Here is a 24,891-nt window from a genome sequence, read left to right as displayed (position 1 = left end):
CATGCCAACGCGTCCCCATCCATATGGAACAGCGGCATGGCCGCCTCACCCCGAGACACCCGCATGCCTCTCATCCTCCTCGTTGACGATGATTCGACCCTCCTGGAGATCTACACCGAGGCGCTCGAACAACTGGGCTGCGACGTCGCCTCCGCGCCGAATGGTGAGGTGGCCCTGTCGCTCGCGCTGTCGCTGAAGCCGGACCTCATCCTCACCGACGTGATGATGCCGGGGATGAGCGGTCTGGAGCTGTGCCGACGACTGCGCGCGGATGAGCGGCTGTGCGGCATTCCGCGCATCGTCCACAGCAGCATGGAGTGTCGACATGGCGCGCACGGTGAGGTCTTCCTGCGCAAGTCCGGGGAGCTGTCGGAGCTTCTGCGGTGTGTCGCCCAGGGCCTGGCTCATGGCGACCCGCCCTCCGAGATGTCCTCCGCGGCGTGAGCCGTCAGTCCCACTCCGCCAGCAGCGCACGCGCGGCCCAGGCATCCGCGAGCAGCTGGCTCCCGGAGAAGACTTCCTTCAGCGACTCCAGCAGCACCCGTGCCTCCGCCGCCTCACCAGTGTGACGCGCCAGTCTCGCCAGCTCCACGGCCGCGCCCAGCTCATGCAATCGAGCGCCAGTGTCTCGCGCCACCGCGAGCGAGCGTCGGAAGCACTCGCGAGCCTCCTCCACGTCCCCCCGTGACAGCAGGAGCTGCCCTTGCGTGCGCAGCAAGGTCGCCAGGGGATGACGCGCCACGCGCCCCTCCACGTGCACCCGGGCCTCGCGCACGGCGGCCAGGCCCTCGTCGATTCGCCCTCCCGCGAGGTACGCGCGAGCGAGCGTCGTCAGGCACCCGCCCTGGAGCAGCGTCGCTCCCAGCCCGGTCATCAGCGCGAGTCCCTCGTGGATGCGCGCGACGCCGCCCTCCACGTCACCGAGGAAGGCCAACGAAAGCCCGTGCATGCAGATACTTCCCACGAGGGGCAGCGGGAAGCCGTACTCGACACAGAGGCCCACGGCCCGCCCCGACACCTCCAGCAACGTCGCCGGGTCTCCCCGCTCCAGCGCCAGCATCGCGGCGAAGACAGACACCGTGGCGACGGCATAGGGATGGCTCATGGACTCCGCGAGCGCGAAGGCCCGCGCCTGTGTCGCGAGCGCGGTGTCGGTGTGGCCCAGCACCAGCTCGCTCACCGCCAGGTACATCAGCGCATGCAGGCACTGCTCGGAGGCATGGCCCAGGCGTCCGCCGCGAATCTGCGCGAGCTGCTCCGCCACGCCCTCCCGGCCGAGCAGCGCCTTCACCTCCAGCCCATGGCTCCGACAGGACGTGTAGTCCGCCCGCCAGAACGCCTGGCTGTTGAGCGCGCCGTGCAACACCACGCGCGTCTCCATGTCCGCCTGCCCGTCGCCCTGACAGCGGAAGAGCTCCGCGAGATGGTCCATGCCCTCGCCATCACCGCGCGCCAGCGCGATGTTCCACAACCCCCAGAAGAGCGGCGTCGGAATGCACTGGGACGGGTCACACAGCGCGGCGGCTCGCGTGAAGACGTCCTCCACCTCGCGCGTTCCGAAACCCTTGGAGGCCACCAGCGCCTGACCCAGCTCCACGTGCAGCACCATGTCGCACTCATCCCGCTCGCGGGAGGGAGGCAGGAGCTCGAGCTGTCCGAGCGCTCGCGTGTAATGACTGATGGCCTCCGGGAAGGCCGACTTCGCGCCCGCGAGCTGGCCCGCGCTCCGCCAGAACTCCACCGCCTGCCGCGTCAGCCCCGCCAACGTGGCGTGGTGGGCCACCATCTCCGGCTGCTCCTCCACCACCTCGGGGAACTGCTCGGAGAGCACCTGGACGACGCGGCCGTGGTAGCGCTGGCGCGTGCTGCGCAAGAGCGACTGGTAGGCCGCCTCCTGGATGAGCGCGTGGCGGAAGGCGTACGTGGTGCATGGCGGCTGGCCCTGTCGGAAGAGCAGTCCGGCCTCCTCCAGTCGCTCCAGCTCCGGCTGCAGCTCGTCTTCCTGGAGGAAGGACACCGCGCGCAGCGTCTCGTAGTTGAACTCGCGTCCCAGCGTGGCCGCGAGCTGCACCTGCGAGCGCTGCCGGGGAGGAAGCTGGTCCAGACGCGCGAGGAGCAGCTCGTGCAACACGGCCGGCACGGCGGAGAGCGTCTCGCCGGAGTCTCCGCGCGCGGCCCCCTGCTCCACCACCACGCGCGTCAGCTCCTCGACGAAGAGGGGGACTCCGTCCGTCCGGGACACCAGTCGCGCCACCGTGTTCGGAGTCAGCGCGCGCTGGCCCGCGACTTCGCGCACCAGGGCCGCGGTGGCCTCCGGCGGCAAGGGCTCCACATCCAACGAATGCAGCGCCGCGCGCTCTCCCCACACATGCTCGAAGCCCGGGCGCGCGGTGAGCAACACACACAGGCGCGTCCCCTCCAGTCGCTCCAGCAGCACGCCGAGGAACTGGAGGGTGGACGGGTCCGCCCAGTGCAGGTCCTCCACCACCAAGACCACGGGACGACGTACGTCCTCGTGGCGGAACAGCTCCACCAGGGCCTTCATCACCGCGGCCCGCTGCCGCTCACCGGACAGGTGGAGAAAGGGAGAGCCCTCCGGCACGGGCAGCGACAGGAACGAGGCGAGCGGACACGACAGCTCCACGTCCACCCCCAGCACGCCCAGACGCTCCACCAGTCGCTCCAGCTTGCGCTCGGGAGAGTCTTCGCGCGCGAAGCCCAGGAAGCGCTGGAGCCAGTCGATGAGCGGATGGAAGGCGCTGCCCGTTCCGCGCACACCGCACTGACACCGCGCCCAGGTGCTCGTGCCCGGGGCCTCGCGGTCATGCAGCTCCTGGACGAGCCGCGACTTGCCGATGCCCGCCTCCCCTCGCAGCAGGACTCCCACGCCGCGCCCCCCCAGCGCATCGGCCCGCCACGTCGTGAGGCGCTGGAGCTCCCGCTCGCGTCCCACCAGCGGTGACAACGCGCCGACCACGAGCGCCCGGTCGAACCGGCTCGCCCCCGGCCTTTCTCCCAGCGCCTCGTGCACGTCCAGCCACGACGTGCCCGACAGTCCCTCGAAGGCCCAGGCGCCCAGCGAGCGCGTGCGGATGCGGCCTCGCACCAGCGCATGCGTGCCCTCGGTGAGCAGCACCGCGTCCGGCCCTGCCTGCGCGGCCAGCCACGAGGCCACCTTCGGCGCTTCACCCTGCATCGGAGGCGCGGTGCCATGCAGCAGCGGCGACGCATCCGCCAGCGCGACACGGTCCGTGTGCAACCCCACCTTCACCACCACGCCCGGAGGCCCCAGTCCCGACAGCTCACCGGGCAGTACCTCTTGCAGCTTCAGCGCCGCGCGCACCGCGCGCTCCGAGTCCCCCTCGCGCGCCACGGGGAAGCCGAAGCACGCGAGCACCTCCGCGCCCACCGCGAGCGTCATCGCCCCCTCGTGCTCGTGGATGATGCGCGTGCAGCCCTGGTGGAAGGCGCCCTCCAGCTCGCTGCAATCCTCCGGATCCAGCCGCTCCATGCCGCCGCGCTCCTGCGCGAGTCGACACGACACCAGCGTCACCAGCCGTCGACCGGAGACGCTCGAGCGCGAGGCAGAGGTGACCTCCAGCCCCAGCAGTCGCCGCAAGCCGCGCAGCCGCTCCAGCAGCTCGCCTCCGTTCGCGGGACGCTCCGCCGGGTCCTTCGCCAGCGCCGAGGCCACCAGGCGCACGAGCTCCTCCGGCAACCCGGGACACCGCCAGCTCACCGAGGGCATGGGCTGTCCGGAGGGAATGTGCAGACGCAGCTCCGGCGCCTTCGAGCGCGGCAGCGGGTGCTCTCCGGTGAGCAGCTCGTAGAGCAACAGCCCCGCGGCCCACACATCGGCCCGCGCGTCCGGAGGCTCTCCTCGCCATTGCTCGGGAGCCATGTACGCGGGTGTCCCGGCCCGCGCGGCCTCGGGCGCCAGGGCGGGCCCGGCCGGTGAGCGCGCGAGGCCGAAGTCGAGCAGCTTCGCCCTTCCATCCGCGAGCACGAAGACATTTGCGGGCTTGAGGTCGCGGTGCACCAGGCGCCGCTCATGCGCATGCGCGAGCCCCGCCGCCACGTCCGTCATCAAATCCAACGTGCGCCGCAAGTCGGGCCGCTCCCGGCGCAGCAGGCGCTGCATCGACTCGCCCTCCAGGAACTCCATCACCAGGAAGGGCACGCTCAGCGGCACCTCCTCGCCTCGCGCCAGCGCCCCGGTGTTCCACGCGGACACGTCATGGATGCGGACGATGTTCTCGTGGTCCAGCCGGGCAATCGCCTGCGCCTCCTCGCGCATCGCGGCAAGCAGCGAGGGCGTGGCGAGCCCCCGGTGCGCGGCGAGGAACTTCAGCGCCACCGTGCGCCACAGCTCGTGGTCCACCGCTCGGAACACCTGCCCCATGCCACCACCGCCCAGGAGCCCGAGGACCTCGTACCGGCGTCCATCCAGTCCGCCCAGTCGGTCCCCCAGGAGCGGCACCGGGCTGGAGGCGCCCCCGTGGATGAGCCCTTGGAGCACCGCGTCCTCGAACTCCGAGCCCGCGCGCGTGGGCGAGTTCGCCGCCTCCGGGGAGACTGCTCCCTGGCCCTCCACCATGCCTCTGGGTGTGCTCATCGCGCGGCCCTCCGTCGAGGGCACCGCCCGCCCGTCCGTCAGCCCAGGCGGGTGCTCCCCCTCCCAGGGAGAGTGGGCGACCCGTCACCGTTTGTGACGAGAAAGCCTCGGCGACCGAGGCTCGACGCCCGAGCAACCAGGCTCAGTGCGCCGGATGCCCCATCAGCCGCGCCAGCGCGAACATCAGCGCCAGGCCCACGAACAGCGCCAGCACGTTGCGGCCCGGCTGGTCCTTGCCATGCCGGTGCACGTGCGGAAGCAAGTCGGACACGGCGATGTACAGGAACGTGCCCGCGGAGAAGGCCAGCGCCTTGGGCGCCATGCTCTCGAAGCGCAGCACCGCGTCGAAGGCGAAGTACAGCAGCGCGCCCGCCGGCACCATCAGCCCGTACAGCACCGAGAGCAGGAGGATGGAGCTTCGCGAGCGCCCCTCCGTCTTCAGGATGGAGGCGAGCGACAGCGCGGAGGGCACCTTGTGCGCGACGATGGCCAACAGCGCCATCAACCCCACGCCCTCCTCCACCGCCGAGCCCAGGGCGATGCCGTCGAACAGCGTGTGCGTGGACAGCCCGAGGAACGCGGTGAGCCCCAGCACCTGCCCGGCCTGCGCGGGGGGGCGCCCGCTGCCGGACATGTGGTCTCCGGGCAGGTCCTCACCCGCGTGCGCCACCAGGTAGCGCTCCAGCACCAGCAGGAACACGAAACCACCGGGCACCAGCGCGAAGGCCCACCAGCCTCCGCCCTCGTACGCCTCCGGCAGCATGTGGAAGAAGGCCGCGCCCAGCATCACGCCCGCGGCGAACGCGAGGAAGCGAACCAGTTGCGTGGGCCGCTGGTTCCACAACACCACCATCGCGCCCAACAGCGCGCCGACGACGACGATGAGGGAGTAGAGGGCCACCGTGGCCAGGACCGACATGGGGCGCGCACCCTACAACAAAACAAAACCGCCGATACAAAACCGCTGACTCAGTAGCGCCGCACCACCACCAGCCCCACCCGGCCTGGTTTGACGTCCACCTGGTGCTCCGTCACCCGCCCCCCCGCCTCGACACGCACCGTGTGGCTCCCCGCCGACACCCGGAAGCGCGCCACCTGGAACTCCGCGGGCAGGGAAAGCCAGGAACGCAGGTCTGGAGCATTGCCGGCGTTGAGCAGGAGGAAGGCCAGCACGCCCAGCTCCTCGCTCTTCGTCGCCGCCCCCAGGCCCGCCGCCAGCCCCGCCTTCACCGCGACGCTGGCGAGCTGCTTGGCGAGCATTCCGCCAATGCGGGTGTCCAGGTGGAGCCGCGCGACCTCCGCCAGGGACGTCACCGTCACGGCCCGCTCGTCCTGGTCTCCCAGCTTCACGCGCACCGACGGCGCGCTGCCCCGGTCCCGGTAGACGGGCACCTCGATGAGACTGCCGCCGTTGCCGTAGTCGCGGGACGCGGACTGCTTCTCTGGCGACAGCCCCGCTTCCACCACCACGACGACCTGGGACTCGTCGCGGGCCAGCGGCGGATGCGCCACCTCCGGGTACTTCTCCTTCAGCGCCGCGTAGACGTCATCGCGGCCGGTGTACTTCGCCAGCCGCAACAAGGGCTCCACCAGCGCGCCCAGGCGGGGCTCCAGCTCGTACGCCTTCGCGTAGTCGATGTATGCCGAGTCCCAGTCGCGCTGGTCCTCGCGGATGACGCCGCCCAGGTAGCGGGCAATGGCGAGCTGCTGGTACGGCTTCTTCTCCTCGGTGACCATCTTCTGGAGGCGCTCGTTGACCTGACGCACCTCCACCATGGCCGCCTCTTCGTCCCCCAGCTCCGCGTAGTTGAGCGCCTGGAAGACGGAGATCATCAGCTTCTCGAAGTCCTCGCCGCGGTAGGCGCGCTGACGCTCGTTCGTCACGAGCGCCCCCGCCTCCTCACTGACGGAGACTCCGTCGAGCTGGGCGCTGAGCTTCTCCGCCTCCTCCAGCACCGCGTTGCTCTCCGTCCACTTGCCCGCGGAGTGCAGCAACATGCCCTTGTCCAGGAGCACGAGCAGCGAGTCCTTCCCGGAGCCCTCCTGCGCCACGGCGTCCAGCTGCGCCAGCGCGCCCGGATAGTCCTCCGACTGGTACGACACGCGGACGCCTCGCGTGCGCGCCACGTAGTCACCGGCGCAGCCCGTCAGCAGGAGCACGCTCGCCAGCGCGAGCACGCCCCCGACTCGAGGGCGCGCCGGATGGCGGAGAGGAGGAGTCATGAGCAGTCGAGCCTTCGCGTGGAGCCAGCAGCTTGCTTCAGCCTGCTACCAGCTGACGCCGCGCTTCTCGAACTTCTTGCGGATCTGCTTCTCGTCCGTCCACTCGATGAGGCCGGTGCGCACGTTGCTCAGCTTCGCCGTCATCTTGTAGTACACGAGCTTGTCGCGGCCGACCTCCTGGATGATGGAGGCCAGGTCTCCCGTCATCATGAAGTCCACGGAGACCTGCGCGCCCGGGCCCTTGGCGGCGTTCGGGTCCACGTAGCCCGACTGCTGGTACTCGTACTCTTCCGCGATGTCCTGGCGAGCGGCCTGGTCCACCATGCCGAAGCGGCCCGTCTGCGCGAGCGCCGTCTGAATCTTGTCGCCCAGCGAGCGCATGTCGATGTGCTCGGACGTGCTGTTCTTCAGCTTGCCCACGAGGACGATGGGCAGCGAGCCGTCAGGACGCGGCGTGGAGAAGCGCGGCGAGCTGGCCAGCGACTCCGCCATCTTCTTGGCGATGAGCTGCAGGTCGTTCTCGTTGAACTGGTCCGACAGCATCTCGATTTCGTTCGGGTCCTCGTACGTCCCGCGCGTGTAGGCGCGCGGGCCACCGCACGCGACGAGCGTGGAGACAAGGCAGGCGGTCAGGATGAGGCGATGGGTCTTCATGGTGCGTATGACTCCTAGTTCCATTCGCATTCGAAGCGGCTGCCCTCGAAGTTCCACTTGTAGTTGAGCACCGCGTCACGGCGGTACCCCGCCGTCAGACGGCACAGGCTCATGAGCGAGGCGCGGGGATAGTCGAAGGTGTAGCTCTGCGACTTCGCCCGCTCCTGCGGCGTGAGCTGCGAGGGATGGGTGAGCGTGGGGCTGGCGCTGGCGACCACCAGCACGTTGTGCTTGCCGTACGTCTTCAGCGGCACCCGCCCCGACAACTGCACGCGGCGCACCGTGCGCGCGACGAGGATGTCGCTGCGGTCCACCGTCGTCTCGTGGCGGTTGCGGCGCTGGAGCAGGTCCGTGATGTTGGCGCTGAAGACGCGGGTGAGGTCCCCGTCGTCGACGAAGAAGTAGAGGAACGCCTCGCGCGCGACGCGGCTCTCGCCGGTGAAGTCCATCGTCACCAGCAGCTCCAGCTCCCGGTTGGGCGCGATGCCGTGGCGAGACACCGCCGCGAGCACGGCCTTGTCCACACCGGCCTTCTTCAGCTTGATGAGGCCGTCCGCGCTGGCGTCACACGCGCAGCGGCGCTCCTCAATCATCTTCACCAGCTGCGCGGGCTCGAAGCCGGCCTGGGACAGCTTGGTCAGCTCGTCGTCCGTGAGGGGAAGCTGGTCCGAGCGCTCGTAGATGCGCGGCAGCTGGTTCGGGTCCCACTGGATGATGTTGTAGGTCTGCGTGGTGCCCGTGGGGAAAGGCAGGGCGACCTGCGGGCCTCCACTCGAGGAGAAGCTGACGGGCGCCTGACTGGCGGCCAACGTCAGGGCGGCTGCGAGCACTTGGGCAATCATGGCGAGCGACCTCCTCTAGAACCTGTAACCGATGGACATGCCCAGCCGGTGCGTCACGCCGCCACCGCCGATGGGGATGTCCGGGTTGTAGTTGAGCCCCAGGAGGATGTTGTCCCGGTGGCCCATCAGCACCTCGGCGCCCAGCTGGGGAGAGATGCCGAAGCGCAGGCCCTCCGCCTCCGGAATCACGATGGCGCCAGCACGCAGGCCCGCGGTGAACACCAGCGGCCAGCCCCACGTGCGGAACTTCGGGCCCACCATGCCGACGAAGCGACCTCCGTCGAAGACATAGGCGGCGCTCGCGTCGAGCGAGAACCAGTCCGCGCCCCACAGCGACAGCGTGGCGCCCACGTACAGCGGCGGGCCCGAGGGAGCGTCCTCGGGAGGCTCCCTGTCGTTGATGGCCGCGCCCCAGTCGAGCTGCAGCGACACGCCCTGGCTGTTCGAGCCGGAATAGCCGCCCTTGCCATACTCGGATTCCTCGGGCCCATCCGTGCGGCCCCGTTCCTGCGCGGCGGCGGTCAACGGCGCCGCGACGGCCAGCGACAGAAGGGCTCCGCACAACCTGGAATGACGCTTCATCTCGAAGACTCCCACATGCGGTAGGTGCGAAAATTCCGACTGCAACGACGGTGCGGCGCCCCCAATATTCAAAACACCTTCCCGGCAGGCAAGTGCCCCCTGCGTCTCTCGCGGCCTCTCAGGAGGTGCGAGGGCCCGTTGGCGGCAGGTCCTGGGGGGCATCCGGCTGGGGATCCCGAGCTTCCGGGGGCGGCAGCGCGGTGGGGGCCTGCCGGGACTCGGTGCGGGTGAAGGGCAGCCACTCGGGATGGGCCCGCAGGAAGCCGACCAGGCGCTCACGGACGAGGGCGCGCAAATCGAAGAGCTTGTCCGCGTTGGCCGCGCTGACGAGCGCGCGGACGGTGAGCGTGCGGTCCTGCGCCTCCAGCACGACGACGGACTGGAGCCGCCCGTCCCAGAGGTGCTTCGCGTCGTTCTCGACGATGCGCCGCAGCTCCTTGCGCACCGCGTCCACGTCGGTGGAGTAGTCCACCTGGAGGGTGACGGCGCCGAGCATCTCCGTGCTGGACTTGCTCCAGTTCTGGAAGGGCTTGTCCAGGAAGTAGGTAATCGGGATGACCATGCGGCGCTGGTCCCAGACGCGCAGCACCACGTACGTGAGGGTGATTTCCTCCACGGTGCCGAACTCGGTCTCCACCACCACCTGGTCGCCGATGCGCACCGGCTGGGTGATGGAGAGCTGGATGCCGGCGAGCAGCGTGGCGATGGACTTCTGCGCCGCGAGGCCGATGACGATGCCGGCGATACCGGCGGACGCGAGCAGCGACACGCCCACGTTGCGCACCACCTCGAACTGCATCAGCAGCAGCGCGGCGGCCACCACATAGGTCGCCGCCTCGAAGACGGCGCGCAGCACCGCGAACTGGGTGCGCAGCGAGCGCGCCCGGGCCGCGTCGCGCGTCTCGCCCGACACGCGGTTCTGCACGAAGTCGGCGAACACCCGCAGGAAGCGCAGGATGAACCACGCCACCGAGATGATGATGAGCGAGTAGCTCACCCCGTTGGCCACCTTCTGCACCGGGCGCGGCAGCAGGAGCAGGGCCGTGCCCACCGCCAGGAGTATCGCGAAGTACGGCAGTCGCAGCGGCCCCCGCCCCGCCGCCACCAGCTGGTCATCCAGGGCGAGGTGTGTCCACTTCGCCAGCCGCAGCCCGAACGCGAGCGTCAGCCGCTCCAGGAGCAGGGCCAGTCCCACCGAGCCCAGCAGCGTCACCAGCAGGCCCAGCCACTGCCAGGGCTCCAGGCCGAACACCGTGCCGGAGAAGAAGTAGGGCGGCAGCCACTCGGCCACGCGGGGGCCGTAGGTCTCGAAGAGGGGGTCCACCATCCGCACGGTGGACTCGCTGAACACCCAGACCAGGTTGCCGTCCTGGGCCACCCGCTGGACGCGGATGGACACATTGGCGCCGTCCAGGGGGATGACGCCCAGCTGGTCGAAGCGGGGGTCGGCCGGGTCGCCCTCCGGGGCCTTGCTCAAGAGGGACAGGTCGATGGCGAGCTTGCGGTCCAGGACGAACTTGAGCCGGCGCGCCAGCTGGGCGCCCCGCTCCGGCTGCTGGGCGCGGGGGATGAAGTCCAGGTCCAGGAAGTGCGCCGCCGTGGCGTAGTCCCCCCGGTGGGCCGAGGCCAGGAAGCCCTGGGTGGTGGAGTGGGGGGACTGCCGGTCCACGGGGGACGCGGGCGGCTCCAGGCCCGAATTGAGCGCCGCGACGGGCAGCGTCCAGAGGAGACTCCCCACCAGGAGCAGGGCCGTCCAGGCTCGGCGGTCTCGGTGCATCATGGCGCCCTGCATACTCCTTTTCGGTGGCTTTGCCGGAAGAAGTCAGGCCCGCCCCCCCGGCCGGACGACCGGGAGGGGGACGTCCGCGACACCACCCCGTCTTACCCCGTGGGAAAGGCGTTGGTGCGCCGGGTGGGGGTAGGATAGAAACGGAGCCCAAGGAAGGTCGACGTGTCCGAGAAGCGAAGAATCCTCCTGATTGACGACAGCGAAATCACGCTCGCCATGGAGAAGGCCGTGCTGGAAGCGCGCGGCTACGAGGTCGTCGCCACCTCCACGCTCATGGAGTTCGAGAAGACGCTCCAGACCTGGAGACCGGACCTCATCCTCACGGACATCCATATGCCCGAGGCCAAGGGCACCGACATCTGCCGCACGCTGAAGAACGAGTACGGCACCCAGGACATCCCCATCGTCCTGTTCTCCAGCCTGCCCGACGTGGAGCTGTCCAAGCTGGCCGAGCAGGTCGGCGCCGACGGCTTCCTGTCGAAGGAGAACGGGCTGGAGGCCATGGGCGAGAAGATCGACGAACTGGTGCAGAGCATCCTCTGGTGAACCGCATGCGGCGCCCCGTCCTCCTCGCCGCCCTCTGGGGCCTGGTGCTGGTGCTCGGTGGATGCATGCGCAAGGAGTCACCACCCCACCCGCCCGAGCCCGAGGCGGGTGTCAGCGCCACGTCGGCCCCCGGCGCCATCCTCTTCGTCTCCGCGGACACGCGCGGCTACCTGGGCCCCTGCGGCTGCAGCGAGAACATGCGCGGCGGCATCGCCCGAGCGGCCTTCCAGGTGCGCGAGGCGCGTCAGGGCGCCCTGCCCGTCTTGTACGTGGACGGCGGCAACAGCCTCTTCGGAGAGACGTCCCTCAAGCCCGGCCAGGTTCCCCAGGAGGAGCTGAAGGCGAAGGCGCTGGCGGATGCCATGCGACTGATGGGGCTGTCGGTGCGCGCCACCGGGCCCCTGGACGACACGCGCGGCGCGGACTTCCGCCAGGGGCTGGGACTGCCCGAAGTCTCCGACGGCGCGGTGAAGCTGCTGCCCGCGGGCTCGCGCAAGGTGGGCGTCGTCGCGGCGGACTCGCCCGCGCAACTGGTGGCGGCCAGCGCCAAGGCCCGCTCGGAGGGGGCGGACTTCGTGCTGGGGCTTTTGGATGCGCCGTTGGAAGAGGCGCAGAAGGCGGCGGAGACGCCGGGGCTCGCGGTGGACGTGCTGGTGGCCACGCGCTCCGCCACGGAGATGAGTGGCGAGCAGAACCGGTTGGTGAAGGCGTCGGTGCCCGTCGTCGCGCCGCAGAGCAAGGGCCGCTCGCTGGTGCGCGTGGACCTGAGCTTCGCGCCCCAGCCGGGACGCTTCACGCTCCAGAAGGGACAGGCCGACCTGGAGCGCGAGGTGGCCGCGCTGGAGCAGCGCACCGCGCTGCTGGACAAGGACATCAACCTCCCGGGCATCGACCCGAAGCTCAAGTCGCTCAAGCAGGCCAAGCGCGATGAGCTGGTGGCGCGCAGGCAGGCGCTGGTGACGGCGCCGCCCGAGGCCGCCACGGACGTGAATGGCTTCACGGTGCGCTTCGTGCCGCTGGAGTCGGGGCTGCCCTCGTTGCCGGACGCGCAGGCGCTGGTGTCGCGCTACGACGCGGAGGTCGGCAAGCTGAACCTAGCGTGGGCGAAGGAGCACGGGCAGGACTGCCCCGCGCCCGCCAAGGGCCAGTCGGCCTTCGTCGGCAATGAGCCGTGCCGCTCGTGCCACGAGGAGTCCTTCCCTGTGTGGGAGAAGTCCAAGCACCACCACGCCTGGGAGACGCTGGAAGAGGTGGGCAAGCAGCACCACCTCAACTGCGTGGGCTGTCATGTCACGGGCTGGGAGCAGCCCGGAGGCGTGTGTCGCCTGGACAAGGTTGCGGGGCGCGAGGACGTGGGCTGTGAGAGCTGTCACGGCCCAGGCTCCGCGCACGCGGACGAGCCGACCACTGACAACATCATCGCCTCGCCCGGCGAAGCCGTGTGCGTCACGTGCCACAATCCGGAGAACTCGCCCCACTTCGACTTCGCGACGTACCTGCCGCGAATCCTGGGGCCAGGACACGGAAAGCCCGTGGACGCTCAGCCGCCGAGCAAGCCAGCGGACGCACCGAAGCCCGCTAAACCGTAATCACGCGTCAACGCCTGGCCGCCCGTACCCACGGAGCGTGCAAAGTTCGGCCTTGGCGCGCGACTCGTAGTTTGACTGTCAAGAAAAAGCGCGAATACTTCGGCCTTCGCCTGCTTCTGGGCGCACTCTTCCTGCGACCAAATGCTGCCTCTCTGCCTGCTCGTGCTGAACCTGGCCTCGCTCTCCCACTTGGAGGGAGTGCCACCGCACATGCCCCCGCCACAGCCCGGCATGCGCGTGCTGGTCGCGGAGGAGACGCGGGCCCTGGCCACCGCTCCTTCGGCGGTGAAGGACACTCCGCCCACCTCGGGCGGAGCCGTGACGAAGACCGAGCCCGTGCCTCCCGCGAGCACCGGTGCGGCTCCGGCCGCCGCGAAAGCCGAGGGCTCGGCGGTCTCGCCTGCTGGTGGCACTCCGGCCCAGGTCGCCGCGCCCTCGGGCGCGAGCACCGCCGTGACGCCGGCCCCGAGCAACACGGTGAAGGCCCCCACCTCCACGGGGGCGGGCGAGGCCAAGTCCTCCGTCGCGGGCAACGTGGCGGCTGACGAGGACAAGGCGTTGGCGGATGGCGAGGCTTCGGACGCCGACGACAAGCGCGCGGGAGCGAACGGCGCGGACGCGGAGGACCCGGACGATGAGCCCGAGGCGACGCGCGAGGTGGTGGAGTCCGAGTCCGCGGAGCTGGAGGAGCTGCGCGCGCTGGAAGGCGCGACGTTGGACCCGGCGGCGCGGCCGAGCGCGGAGGTGATGCAGTCCCTGCGTCGCCTGGGGCTCGCGAACCCGCTGCGCATGCGCATGCTGGACGCGCTGGAGGAGCCCACCTTCCGCGAGGACGACACGCCGGAGCAGCTGCCGCTCATCACCAACCTGGCCGCGTTCGACGTCGGGCTGATTCAGGACCGCTACGACATCCCGGTGGAGATGCAGCCGCTGGTGGCGCAGTACATCCAGTTCTTCCAGGGGCCCGGACGGCGCTGGTTCCGCAAGTGGATGTCCCGCTCCGCGCGCTACCTGCCGGTGATGCAGCCCATCCTGGAGAAGCACGGCCTGCCGCTCGACACGGTGTACCTGGCGATGATTGAGAGCGGCTTCTCCGCGCACGCGTACTCGTGGGCGCACGCGTCCGGCCCGTGGCAGTTCATCTCCAGCACCGGCAAGCAGTACGGGCTCAAGCAGGACTTCTGGGTGGACGAGCGCAGGGACCCCATCAAGGCGACGGGCGCCGCGGCGACGTACCTCAAGGACCTCTACAGGGAGCTGGGCCACTGGTACCTGGCCTGGGCGGGCTACAACACGGGCTCGGGCCGCGTTCGGCGCATGGTGGAGCGCCACGGCACGCGCGACTTCTGGGTGCTGTCGGAGGAGAAGGGCCTGGCGAAGGAGACCAAGCACTACGTGCCCAAGCTCATCGCCGCCGCGCTGGTGGCGAAGAACCCGTCGGCGTTCGGCTTCTCCGAGCAGGAGTTCGACTACGAGCAGCCCCTCGTGTTCGACGTGGTGGAGCTGACGGACGCGACGGACCTGGACGTGGTGGCGCGCGCGGCGGGGGTGAACATCCAGGACGTGCAGGACCTGAACCCGGAGCTGAAGCGCTGGTGCACGCCTCCGGCGACCGCGAAGAACCCCTACAAGCTGCGGCTGCCCACGGGCTCGTCGCCCCGGTTCGTGGAGGGCTTCAAGAAGCTCTCCGCCGCCGAGCGACTGACGTTCCGGGTGCACACCGTGAAGCGGGGCGACACGCTGTCGCAAATCGCGGAGCGCTACGGCACGGCGTCGGAGGCCATCCTCCAGATGAACCGGCTCAAGAGCGCGCGGACGTTGAAGCTCGGCATGGACCTGGTGATTCCGGTGCCGGCGAACAAGGCGGGCCCCACGGGTGGCGGCGCGCTGGCGAGCAAGGTGGCGCAGGCCCGCCGCAGCGGCGTGGTGGTGCACCGTCCCGAGGACGAAGTGCCCGCGGGGACGCCGAAGGGGCCCGTGGCCGCCGGCCCGGTGAAGACGGAGACGCTCAACGGGCGCAAGCGCGTGACGTACGGCGTGCAGTCCGGCGACAGCCTCTGGGTCATCGCCACGAAGTTCAACGTGTCGGTGGATGACCTGAAGAAGTGGAACAACCTGCGGCGGCGCAACCCGACGTTGCAGGTGGGCTCGCTGGTGTACGTGTGGCCCGAGGGCACGTCGCAAGTGCAGGAGCGCGCGGGCACGGTGGTGATGGCGAAGCAGGTGGCCACGAACGTGGGGAAGCCGAGCGGCAAGGTGCACGCGCTGGCCGAGGGCGAGACGCTCTGGTCCGTGGCGCAGCGCTACGGCATCACCGTCGAGGACATCATGCGGTGGAACAACATCAAGGACCACCGCACCATCCCCACGGGGAAGGTGCTCTCGCTGAGCGCGCCGTGAGCCTCTGCGCGGGGGCGTCTTCGGGCGTCCCGCTGTCGGGCGAGTGATTTGCAAATGGGCGGGGGATGACCTCGCCCATTTCGCGGAACGACTCGCTCACCCTGCCCTCCTCACTCGACGCCAACGACGTCGCGCTCCCGAGCGAGGCGAGCGTCGGCTGGGCTCACACGCATCCCCCCTCACGAGCCCGCGACAACGTCCTGGAGACCGCGCCACGCGTCCAGGTCTCGCGACTCCCGTCCCAAGAAGCGCGGACGGCGCGGCGTGGCACTGAAGCCGACAGGCTCGCCCACGGCATCACGGGGCTGAACGTCCTGGAGCCGGTCTCGACACCCGCGCGCCCCATCACCTCGCGCGGCGACGGGCCGGCCCCCGCGCGGCCCGCCTCCGTGAGTGGCTGGGGCAGCTCCTCCTGGCCGCCCGTGCTTGTCGCCCCTCCCCTCGCCAACGCTCGCTTCACGGGGCTGCCCCAGCTCGCGGACGTGGCCTCGGGACAGGTCGTCCTCGGCCCGGGCTCGCGAGGTGACGGCCCGCGCGCGGTGCAGACCGCGTTATTGAAGCTGGGCTTCGCCCTCCACGGCGGCGCGGACGGACAGTTCGGCCCTCAGACAGTGCGCGCCCTGCGCAACTTCCAGGTGCATGCGCGTCGCGACTTCCCCGCCGTCAAACCCACGGGCGCGCTGGACGCCGCCACGCTGCGCGCCCTCGACGCCCTGGCACCCGAACCCGGCATGCGCGGCCAGTCCCACGGGACTCCGCCCGCTGTCTACGACGGCCAGCCCGTGCGCGTCGTCGTCGCGCTGCGCGAGCACCGCACGTTCCTCTACGACGACGAGGGGCGCCTCATGGACATCTTCCCGAACGCCTCGGGCACCCAGGCGACACCCACGCGCGCGGGCCTCAAGGTCGTCCGAGCCCGACTGGACCAGGCCGCCGCCGAGGCAGCGGGCGCGCGCCTGTGGAACGACAGACACGTCTTCGGCACGCGCATCCTCGACCTGTCCTGGGCCGACGGACGGCACTCCGCCGAGGAGCTCCACGGAACCAACGCCCCCGCGCTGCTCGGCGGGGACGTGTCCCATGGCTGCATCCGTCACTCGAACGAAGCCATCGTCGTGCTCCACGACGCGCTCTCCGCGGGAGACCGCGTGGCCATCGTGGAGCACGTGGACGACCCGCACCTGGGCGCAACCCTGGTGCCGGTCTCCTGAGGTGCTACCCCGCCTCGAGCAGCGCCTTCAGCTCCCGCACGCGGCGGGTGATGGCATCGCGGTCCACCGAGCGGTAGACCTCCGGCAACAGCTCCCGGCTGGTGCACTCCTGCACCGCCACGAGGTTCTGGAGCTCGATTTCCAGCGGGTAGCTGGGCGGCACGAAGTCCGCCAGCACCGCGGCCAGGTCCTCCTTCGCCACGGACTCGCGGCCCTCCGCCAACGCGCGGAACTTCGAGCGCACCATGACGGCCTCGATGTCCGCGCCGCTGAAGGCCCGGATTCCCTCCGGAATCATCTTGGAGAAGGAGTCGATGCCCTCCACGGACACGCCCGTCTTCTTGGACATGACCTGGAACAGCTCGTCCCGCTCCGCGTCCGTCTGCGGATAGAAGAGCGCCAGGTGCTCCTCCGCGCGGCCCTGTCGCTTGAGGTCGATGGGCAGCAGGTCCGGCCGCGCCGTCATCAGGAACCAGACAATCTTGCCGCGGTACTGCGTGTTGCCCATGAAGGAGGCGATGGAGCCGAACACGCGGCTGCTCGTCCCGGAGTCCCCGCCCGAGTCACGGTTGCCGAGGAAGGTGTCCGCCTCGTCAATCATCACCGCCACCGGCCACAGCGCCTTGAGGAGGTTGAAGATCTTCTCGAGGTTCGCCTCGGTGACGCCCTGCCACTGGCTGCGGAAGTTCAGGAACTTCACCACCGGGATTCCAATCTCCCCGGCGAAGCAGCTCACCATGAACGTCTTGCCCGTGCCCACGGGGCCCGACAGCAGGTAGCCCATGGGCATGACCTCGATGCGCCCCTTCTTCAGCGCCGAGGCCGCCTGCCGCAGCATCTGCTTCGCCTTGGCATGTCCCGCCACCGCGTCCAGCGTGTGCGAAGGCTCGATGAACTCCAGGAGGCCGTGACACTCCGCCTGGATGATCTCCTTCTTCTTCTCCTTGAGCAGCTCGGAGGTGATGCGAATCTCCCGCTCCAGCGCCTCCGTCAGCACGCGGTCCAGGTTGATGCGCGACAGGCCGGCCGTCATCTTCGCCAGGCCCGCCAGCGGGACGTCCGACAGCGACTGGAGCCGCTTGCCCTCCAGCTTGTAGCGCACGTACTCCAGCCGCTCCTCCTCGGTCGGCAGCGGCAGCTCAATCGGCGCCACGTACGGGTTGCGGGAGATGCGCGGAGAGATGTCCGCCAGGTTCTCCGCCAGCAGCACCACGGACACGTCGCCCGCGAGGAACTGCGGGTCGTGCGCCCACTTGTCCAGCGTGGCCAGCACGAAGCGGTCCTCGGACGACAGGTGGGAAATCTCCCCGCCCGGCACCAGCGTCTCCGCGAAGTCGATGATGAGCGCCAGCGAGCGTCCCTCGCTCAGCCGCATCCGCAGGAAGTTCTCCAGAATCTGGAGCGCCCGCCCTGGGTCTCTCGGCATCACCTTCGAGTAGTCCGTGCCGTACATCGCGTCGTAGCCGGCCATCGTCCGCGCCAGGTCCTTCTGCGTCTCCGGCGTGGCCGAGCGGATGCCCGACGAGCGGTCGTAGAAGAGGACGTGGTCTCGCCCGCCGAACAGCTCCTCGGAGAGGAAGGTCTTCAGCGTGCCGAAGCCCCGCCCGCCGTCCTCCAGTTGGAGCGGCTGCAGGTCCCTCACCGCCCCGAAGAGCAGGAAGGTGCTGACCGTCTTGGTGTAGTACTTGCGGGCCAGCTGCTGCGCCCAACGAGGGAGGTCCGCCAGCGGATCTTCCTTGTGAACCTTGCGCACCTTGCTCACGGACACACGCCTCCTGTCGCTCCTCCGTTTGGGGAGCTGACGCACCCGCTTCCCACGAGGGAAGCGGGGCTCGATTTCATGGAATCTAACGGCAGCGGGGCTGACGCTTGAGGGAAACCGTCGCCGTGGCGATGGATTCTCCGGCCTCCGGCGCGGGCACGTCCACCTCCGCGTCGTTGTGGCACTTCAGCTTCAGCGTGAGCTGACGCACGTTCGGATTCACCAGCACCGTGGCAGGCGTCTCGCCCAGCTCCTGGCCACCCGCGAAGATGACGGCGCCCGAGGGCTTGGAGTCGATCTTCACCGACACCTTGGACACCACGGGCTCCAGCTTCAGCGACACCTCGAACGGGCCATCGCCCGTCAGCGGCACCCGCTTGGACGCCGGCTTGTGCTGCGGCGCGCTGATCTCCACCACCCACTCCTGCCCGGAGATGGGGACGCCCTTGATGAACGCGTCCGAGGCGCCCTGCGCCCGGATGACCTTGCCGTCCACCTTCACCTGGGCATCCGAGGGCTGGGTGACGAGCACCAGTGACGCGGTGCGCACCAGGCTCTCCAGGACGATATCCAACTGCTCCACGCCCTTGCCGCTGTTGACCTGGAGGGTCCGCGTGAAGGTCTTGTAGCCCTCCGCGCTCACCGTCACCATGACCTGCCCGGCCGTCACCTCGCGCAACAGCGTGGAGCCGCTGCCCTCCACGGGGATGGGCTGGGTGTCCAACGTCACCTGCATCCGGCCGCGCACCTCGGGAGGCACGCGCTGGAGGTCCAGCATGACGTAGCCGACCCCGGGCCGGCTCGCGAACCACCCGACGACACCGAGCAGCAGCAGCGCGGCCACACCGGCAAGCGCGTAGAGCACCCGCTTGTCCAGACCCCGTCGGCCCAGCGCGGGCACGGCCGCGGTCGGCCGCTCCTCCAGGTCCTCGTCCTCCTCCTGCTCGACGTGGCGAGGCGGAGGCGGACGCTGCGGCGCTCCCGCCCCGAGCATCGGAGGCGGACGCGAGCTGCCGCCCTGCAGCCCCTCCGCCAGCGCCGCGCGGGAGACTCCCTGCGAGACTTCCGGAGGCAGCGCCGAGCGCGAAATCCCCTGGGAGACGTCCGGCGAGGGCCCTTCCCGGACGATGCGGGGCAGCCCATCACCACCGCCACGGCTGCCACGCGGGCCTGACGCCGGGTTGGCGAGCTCCGAGGGCATCAGCGTGGGCACCGTCACCGAGGGACGGGCCGGCCCGCCCGCGGGCGTCAGCACGGGCATGGACGGCAGGGAGTTGTTCCGGGGAGGCGCCTGCGGCGGGATGACGGCCGTCTTGCCGGTGGTGGGCTCGTCCTCGTCCCCGTCCGCCTGGGTGCGCGACTCCAGCGGGGTGACGGTGCGGCCCACCTGGGCTCCCGGCTGGGTGGTCGGCTCCGGGCGGTCGTCGAAGACGTGGTCGCTGGACACCAACTGCGTGGCCTGGATCTCATCCTCCTTCGGCGCGGGCGCGGCGGTGGCCGCCGTCAGCCGGGGCAGCGCGGCCAGCGTGGGCGAGCGCCGCACGCCCGTGGGAGACACGGAGCCCATGGTCGCGGTGGACCGGGGCGGCGCGGCCATCGGCTGCACCACGGGAACCGCCTGCGGGGGCGGCGCCGACGGAGCCGCCGCGGGCATGGCCATCATCCCGCCCGAGCCTCCCGTGCTGAAGCCCGTGGCGGCCTCCAGCGCGGCGAGCATGCCGTCGGGAGGACGGATGTCGGCGTAGTCAGACAGGCGCTGCCGCTCGCGCTCCACTTCCTCCGCGAAGGTGGACTTCATGTACTGCATGAGGTCCTTGCGGCCGAAGATGGTCTCGCTGGTGATGAGGAAGCGCTGCAGGTCATCGCCCAGCTCGCTGGCGTACTGGTAGCGCTCGTCCACGTCCTTGGCGAGCGCGCGCATGACAATCTTCTCCAGCGTCTCCGGGATGCGACGGTTGAACGTGGACGGCGGCGGCACCTCCGCCTTGCGCACCTTCTCCAGCACGCTGAAGTCGCTGTCGCCCACGAAGAGCCGCTCGCCCGTGAGCATCTCGTAGAGACACACGCCGATGGCGAACACGTCCGAGCGCCGGTCCAACGGCAGGCCGCGGATCTGCTCAGGGCTCATGTAGCCGAACTTGCCCTTGAGGATGCCCGCCTGCGTCTTGGTCGCCTTGCCCGCCGCCTTGGCGATGCCGAAGTCGATGACCTTGACCTCGCCCTCGAAGGAGATGAGGACGTTCTGCGGCGAGATGTCGCGGTGGACGATGTGCATGTCCCGCCCCATCCCGTCCTTCTTCCGGTGGGCGTAGTCCAGGCCCTCGCAAATCTTGGACAGGCAGAAGGCCACCAGCGGCACGGGCGCGGGCTCACCCTTCTTCCGGCAGCGGTCGAAGATGGCCCGCATGTCCTTGCCGGGGATGTACTCCATCGAGATGAAGTAGCTGCTGACGATCTGCCCCAGCTCGTAGATCTGGGCGATGTTGGCGTGGCTCAGCTGGACGCTGATCTTCGCCTCATCGATGAACATCGAGATGAACTCTTCGTCCTCCGCGATGTTCGGCAGGATGCGCTTGATGGCCACGAGCCGCTCGAAGCCGCTCGCGCCGAACTGCTTGCCGCGCCACACCTCCGCCATGCCGCCGATGTTGACGCGGTCCAGAAGGAGGTACTTCCCAAATGGGATGGGCTGACGCTTCGGTTGGGAGGTCGTCACGTGGGGGAGGGTCCGTTCGACGGGAGCCTAGCGATCGCCCCTCTCTAGGGTCAACCACGTGGGAGCCCTCACTGCTCCCCAAGCGAGCAGGCAACAGGCTCGTAGCAGCGCCATTTTTCTCAAGGTTGAAGACTGGAGGTACCGCCGTCGGTGCCGGCCTCGGTGCCGCCCTCTGCCGGGGGGGCCGGGGCATCCCGGAACGCGGAGCCCGGCTCGGCCGGGTCCTCGTCGGCAATCGCGGGCTGGACCAGCAGGAAACGCACCTCGCCCTTGGCGGACAGCAGCTCTGGCGCGCCGAAGCGCTTCTCCGCCGCCAGGCCCACCAGCGTCACCCAGGCGCCCTTGCGCTCCGGGGCGACGCAGTACAACAGCGTCCCGGGCTGGAGGCCTGGGGCATCCTGCACCGGGCCCTCGCAGTCTTTTCGGACCTGGAGGGTATACGCCTTCAGCGGCTCACCACGCACCAGGTAGGGCGGCCGCCCCAATTCTTCCAGCAGGGGCTGGAGCACGCGGGGGTCCTCGACCACCGCGTCCTGGGTGGACAGCGCCTGGGCCAGTTTGTGGAAGCGCTGCAGGCTCATGGACGCCATGTCCGTGGAGTCGATGGGGATGCGACTCTCCGACAGGACGAGGTCCACGAAGAGCGCGCCGACGAGGACGATGGGCAGGAGCCGGTAGCCCTTGAAGCCCTCGACCTTGCCTTGCGCGAGGCCCACCACGACGGCCGCCATCGCCAGGGCGGCCAGCGCCAGCACCACGGCGGGGCGCACGGGCGAGGGCAGCTCCACGAGGGCCGAGACATCCGCGGTGCGGGCCCGCAGCGCGTCTGACAGGTCCCCTCCGTAGATCCAGGCGATGGCGGCCATGCTGAGCGCATTGCCCAGCAGCGTCTTTCGGGAGGGTAGCGTCATCCAGCGAGGGTCCGTGCGGGGTCGGTGGCGGCGGCGCGGCGACTGGGGAAGTAGGCCCCGGCCAGCGCGGCCAGGAGTCCCAGCACCACCCCACCCAGCACCACCGGCCAGGGGAAGGAGAAGAAGCTGTCGGGCTTGAACGGGAAGTTGGGCAGGTAGCCCGCGGCGAAGCCGTTGACGCCCAGGGATGCGACGAGCGCCACCCCGGTGCCGATGACCCCTCCGGCGAGGCCCACCACGGCGGCCTCGGCCAGGACGATGGCCCGGATGTCCGAGCGCGACGCGCCCACCGCCTGCATCACGCCAATCTCCTTGGCGCGCGCGCGCACCGAGGCCGACAGCGCATGGGCGATGTTCACCGCCGCCAGGATGCAGATGAGGATGGACAAGAGCGCCAGCGCGGAAGTCGTGAGCGCGACGGCCGCGCCCGTGTTCTCCGCCATGCGGCGCTCCTGGTCATCGATTTCCAGGCCCATGGCCTTCACCGCGTCCACCAGCGCTGGCACCTTGGACGGGTCCGTGGCGACGAGCGTGACACCGGTGAAGGTGTCCGCGTCCACGCCCGCCTCGCGGTTGATGCGCATCGCGGTCTCCAGGGGAATCGTGATGCCGGCGAACATGGCCCGGTCCGAAGCGCCCACCACCTGCGTCTGCGCGGAGCGGCTGGGCCCCGACGCGGAGTTCGCCGACACGTAGGAGCGGTTGAACTCCACCGGGAAGCCGAAGCCGACAATCATGTTCGCGGAGAGCTGCGGCAGCTTGCGCGCCGGGGCGAACGTCTTGTTGTACAGCTCCAGGAGCCGCGTGGAGACGAGCACCGGAATCGGCTGTCCCTCGCCCGGGTCCTTGAACTCGCCCAGCTGCGAGTCCCCCTTCACCAGCGACGGCTCCACGCCCATCGCCAGCACCTCCATGCCCATGCGCAGCTTGGTGCCGAAGAAGACGCCGTCGTAGCGAGTCACCGCCGGCACGCGCACATTCATCTTCCGGTGCGCCGCCTCCACGCCGGGCAGTGAGCGCAGCCGCTCCACCGCCTCCGCGTCCAGCTTGCCGCCGCCCAGCAGCGAGCCGAGCGACACCGCCGCGGGCACCACGTCCACCAGTCGCGCGTCGTTGGGGAAGATCTTCTCGCGGATGACCTGGCCCACGCCCAGGCCCAGGCCGATGAAGAACACCAGCGTGCCCACGCCCATGGCCACGCCGAACGCGGAGAAGAAGGCGCCCCGGCGCTCACGCGCGAGGCTCAGTCGTACCAGTCGGGACAGCGCGTCCAGCCTCACGGGGCACCTCCCAGGGCCGCGCGCTCATTGGCGCGCTCCTCGACGAGCTTGCCCTCCTTGAGCCGCAGCACCCTTCGCGCGGCGGCGCTCATCCGTTCCTCGTGCGTGACGGCGAGCACGGTGAGGCCCTCGCGGTGCAGCTCACGGAAGAGCTGGATGACGCCGTCACCGGTGGTCGCATCCAGGTTGCCGGTGGGCTCGTCACACAGGAGCAGCCGGGGTCCGCTGTAGAGGGCGCGGGCGATGGCCACGCGCTGACGCTCTCCACCGGACAGGCGCACCGGGGCGCGGTCCTTCTTCGCGCCCAGGCCCACGCGCTCCAGCAGGGCCTCCGCGCGCTTGACGGCGTCCGGGGTGCGCGCACCGAAGTACGAGGGCAGCAGCACGTTCTCCAGCGCGGACAGGTTGGGGATGAGGTGGAAGGACTGGAAGACGAAGCCGACGTGCGTGTTGCGGAAGCGCGCCAGAGCCTTGTCCTTCAGGCCCCCGAGCGTCACCCCGCCCACCTTCACCTCGCCCCGGTAGTCGATATCCAGGCCGCCCAACAGGTGCAGCAGCGTGGACTTGCCGCTGCCGGACGGGCCCACCACGGCGACGAAGTCCCCGGCTTCCACATCCAGGGACATTCCGTCGAGCACCCGCACCCGGGTGCCATCTCCATCCAGATATTCCTTGGTGACGTCTCGAGCGTGAATCACGGAGTGGCCGGCTGGGTCGTGGTGGAAGACGGCGAGGTGGGGGTGAGGCGCAGGGACATCTCCGCCTGGAGCGCGCGCTCCTTGCGAGACACGGACAGCGTCACGGCGCGCAGGTCATCGGTGGCCTCCAGCCAGCGCACGGTGGTGGCCTTGATGGCGAAGCCGCCAATGCCCCACGCCTCCGACGGAAGGTTCTTCACCGAGTCCGCCAGCCGGCGCAAATCCAGCACCGCGCTGAACGCGGCGTCCTGGCCTACGTCCTTCAGGTCCGAGGACAGCGGCCCTTCGCCGGCCTTCGCCGCGAGGGTGGCGAGCGAGGCCTCGAGCTGAGGCTGGGGCGAGGCCACCAGCAGCTTGCCGTTGGGGCCGAGCGCGAAGTGGGCGCCCTCTCCCGCGCGATACGAGGTGAGGTAGACGCGCTGGCCGCCCTTCAGCTCCGAGGCCTCCACCTTGGCGCCGAAGTCGCTGGCGAGCTGCGGCAGCTTCTCCAGCAGGGCCTGCGTCCGCGTGGCGTCCTCCAGCTCCGACAGGGCCACCAGGTTGACGAAGCGGAAGGGGTTGGTGCGGCGCAAGTCGAGGGCGGGCATGCCGGCGCCGAGTTGCACCTTGGGCGACAGCGACAGGGCCAGCACCGTGCCCGGCTTGAAGTTGTCGAGCACCTCCGCCTTCACGTCGAGCCCGCTCTTCTGCACCGCGCGCGTCAGGTAGTCGCCGACGAGGTAGGGCCACACACCATCGAGCTGGGACGGGTCACCCCGGAAGCGCGCCACGAAGAAGCTGTCTGGTGGCAGGAAGCCGCGCAGGTCGACCGCGTCCTTCACGGGGTCCAACGCGGCCAGCGACTCCTTCGTGTCAGGCCACGGCGCGTCCGCGTGGACGGTGACGGAGCGCTCGTCGATGAACCCGGTGAGGGTGAGCGCCTGCACGGTGCCGGCGGGGACCAGCAAGCCGGTGCCGCCCGGGAGGAACACGTGGAAGTCTCGCTTCGACGGCAGGCGCTGGAGGGAGGCGGCCAGCACGGGCTCCTTCGCGAGCGACCTGTCCTCGGGCTGACTGGCCAGGGGGCGCAGCGA

General features: G+C 69.9%; 17 protein-coding genes and 1 pseudogene. 5 read left to right on the top strand and 13 right to left on the bottom strand.

The annotated features are described in order from the left end of the window. The first annotated feature begins 63 nt into the window (after positions 1 to 63). On the top strand, positions 64 to 444 hold the full coding sequence (locus ACN469_RS41450) for a response regulator (protein WP_498777584.1): 381 nt from the start codon (positions 64 to 66) through the stop codon (positions 442 to 444). 4 nt (positions 445 to 448) lie between these two features. Here ACN469_RS41450 and ACN469_RS41445 read toward each other — a convergent pair whose 3' ends face one another. From ACN469_RS41445 to ACN469_RS41415, 7 genes are all read right to left on the bottom strand, one after another. Then, positions 449 to 4,615, bottom strand: coding sequence for a protein kinase domain-containing protein (locus tag ACN469_RS41445; protein ID WP_498777583.1), 4,167 nt, complete (start codon positions 4,613 to 4,615; stop codon positions 449 to 451). 142 nt (positions 4,616 to 4,757) lie between these two features. Next, positions 4,758 to 5,534 carry a ZIP family metal transporter gene (locus tag ACN469_RS41440; protein ID WP_498777582.1) on the bottom strand — a complete coding sequence of 259 codons (777 nt, stop codon included), beginning with the start codon at positions 5,532 to 5,534 and terminating at the stop codon, positions 4,758 to 4,760. Positions 5,535 to 5,584: 50 nt separating this feature from the next. After that, positions 5,585 to 6,838 carry a COG3014 family protein gene (locus ACN469_RS41435; protein WP_498777580.1) on the bottom strand — a complete coding sequence of 418 codons (1,254 nt, stop codon included), beginning with the start codon at positions 6,836 to 6,838 and terminating at the stop codon, positions 5,585 to 5,587. A 45-nt stretch (positions 6,839 to 6,883) separates the two neighbouring features. Then, the gene (gene lpoB / locus ACN469_RS41430) at positions 6,884 to 7,492 is read right to left on the bottom strand and encodes a penicillin-binding protein activator LpoB (protein WP_498777578.1); all 609 of its coding nucleotides are present in this window, start codon (positions 7,490 to 7,492) and stop codon (positions 6,884 to 6,886) included. 14 nt (positions 7,493 to 7,506) lie between these two features. After that, a complete protein-coding gene (locus ACN469_RS41425; RefSeq protein ID WP_498777576.1) occupies positions 7,507 to 8,334 on the bottom strand; it encodes a hypothetical protein in 828 nt (275 codons plus the stop codon). Between the two features lie 15 nt (positions 8,335 to 8,349). Beyond that, the gene (locus ACN469_RS41420; RefSeq protein WP_498777574.1) at positions 8,350 to 8,916 is read right to left on the bottom strand and encodes a hypothetical protein; all 567 of its coding nucleotides are present in this window, start codon (positions 8,914 to 8,916) and stop codon (positions 8,350 to 8,352) included. Between the two features lie 118 nt (positions 8,917 to 9,034). Continuing rightward, positions 9,035 to 10,696 carry a mechanosensitive ion channel family protein gene (locus ACN469_RS41415; RefSeq protein ID WP_498777572.1) on the bottom strand — a complete coding sequence of 554 codons (1,662 nt, stop codon included), beginning with the start codon at positions 10,694 to 10,696 and terminating at the stop codon, positions 9,035 to 9,037. Between the two features lie 171 nt (positions 10,697 to 10,867). Here ACN469_RS41415 and ACN469_RS41410 point away from each other — a divergent pair, with 171 nt between their 5' ends. From ACN469_RS41410 to ACN469_RS41395, 4 genes are all read left to right on the top strand, one after another. Further along, entirely contained in the window at positions 10,868 to 11,251 is a 384-nt protein-coding gene (locus ACN469_RS41410; RefSeq protein WP_163865298.1) for a response regulator, read from the top strand. 5 nt (positions 11,252 to 11,256) lie between these two features. Next, positions 11,257 to 12,840, top strand: a complete 1,584-nt coding sequence (locus tag ACN469_RS41405; protein ID WP_498777570.1) for a multiheme c-type cytochrome — start codon at positions 11,257 to 11,259, stop codon at positions 12,838 to 12,840. A gap of 210 nt (positions 12,841 to 13,050) precedes the next feature. Then, positions 13,051 to 15,240: a lytic transglycosylase domain-containing protein gene (locus tag ACN469_RS41400; protein ID WP_498777568.1), complete on the top strand. Its 2,190-nt coding sequence runs from the start codon at positions 13,051 to 13,053 to the stop codon at positions 15,238 to 15,240. Between the two features lie 65 nt (positions 15,241 to 15,305). Continuing rightward, entirely contained in the window at positions 15,306 to 16,451 is a 1,146-nt protein-coding gene (locus tag ACN469_RS41395; RefSeq protein ID WP_498777566.1) for a L,D-transpeptidase family protein, read from the top strand. A 4-nt stretch (positions 16,452 to 16,455) separates the two neighbouring features. Here ACN469_RS41395 and ACN469_RS41390 read toward each other — a convergent pair whose 3' ends face one another. From ACN469_RS41390 to ACN469_RS41365, 6 genes and pseudogenes are all read right to left on the bottom strand, one after another. Beyond that, positions 16,456 to 18,213, bottom strand: a complete 1,758-nt coding sequence (locus ACN469_RS41390) for an ATP-binding protein (protein WP_498777564.1) — start codon at positions 18,211 to 18,213, stop codon at positions 16,456 to 16,458. Between the two features lie 85 nt (positions 18,214 to 18,298). After that, a complete protein-coding gene (locus ACN469_RS41385; protein WP_498777562.1) occupies positions 18,299 to 20,929 on the bottom strand; it encodes a serine/threonine protein kinase in 2,631 nt (876 codons plus the stop codon). A 119-nt stretch (positions 20,930 to 21,048) separates the two neighbouring features. Next, positions 21,049 to 21,840, bottom strand: coding sequence for a hypothetical protein (locus ACN469_RS41380; protein ID WP_498777560.1), 792 nt, complete (start codon positions 21,838 to 21,840; stop codon positions 21,049 to 21,051). Further along, complete coding sequence (locus tag ACN469_RS41375) at positions 21,837 to 23,120, bottom strand: ABC transporter permease (protein WP_498777559.1); 1,284 nt, start codon at positions 23,118 to 23,120, stop codon at positions 21,837 to 21,839. The genes ACN469_RS41380 and ACN469_RS41375 overlap by 4 nt, the downstream gene beginning before the upstream one ends. Further along, positions 23,117 to 23,818: an ABC transporter ATP-binding protein gene (locus tag ACN469_RS41370; RefSeq protein WP_498777557.1), complete on the bottom strand. Its 702-nt coding sequence runs from the start codon at positions 23,816 to 23,818 to the stop codon at positions 23,117 to 23,119. The genes ACN469_RS41375 and ACN469_RS41370 overlap by 4 nt, the downstream gene beginning before the upstream one ends. Further along, positions 23,815 to 24,891 (bottom strand): annotated as a pseudogene (locus tag ACN469_RS41365) (hypothetical protein); the annotation flags it as partial. The pseudogene ACN469_RS41365 and the gene ACN469_RS41370, both read right to left, overlap by 4 nt.

The sequence above is a fragment of the Corallococcus terminator genome, from assembly GCF_049194865.1.
GTDB lineage: Bacteria > Myxococcota > Myxococcia > Myxococcales > Myxococcaceae > Myxococcus > Myxococcus terminator_A.
This window is presented reverse-complemented; position numbering and strand designations above follow the sequence as displayed.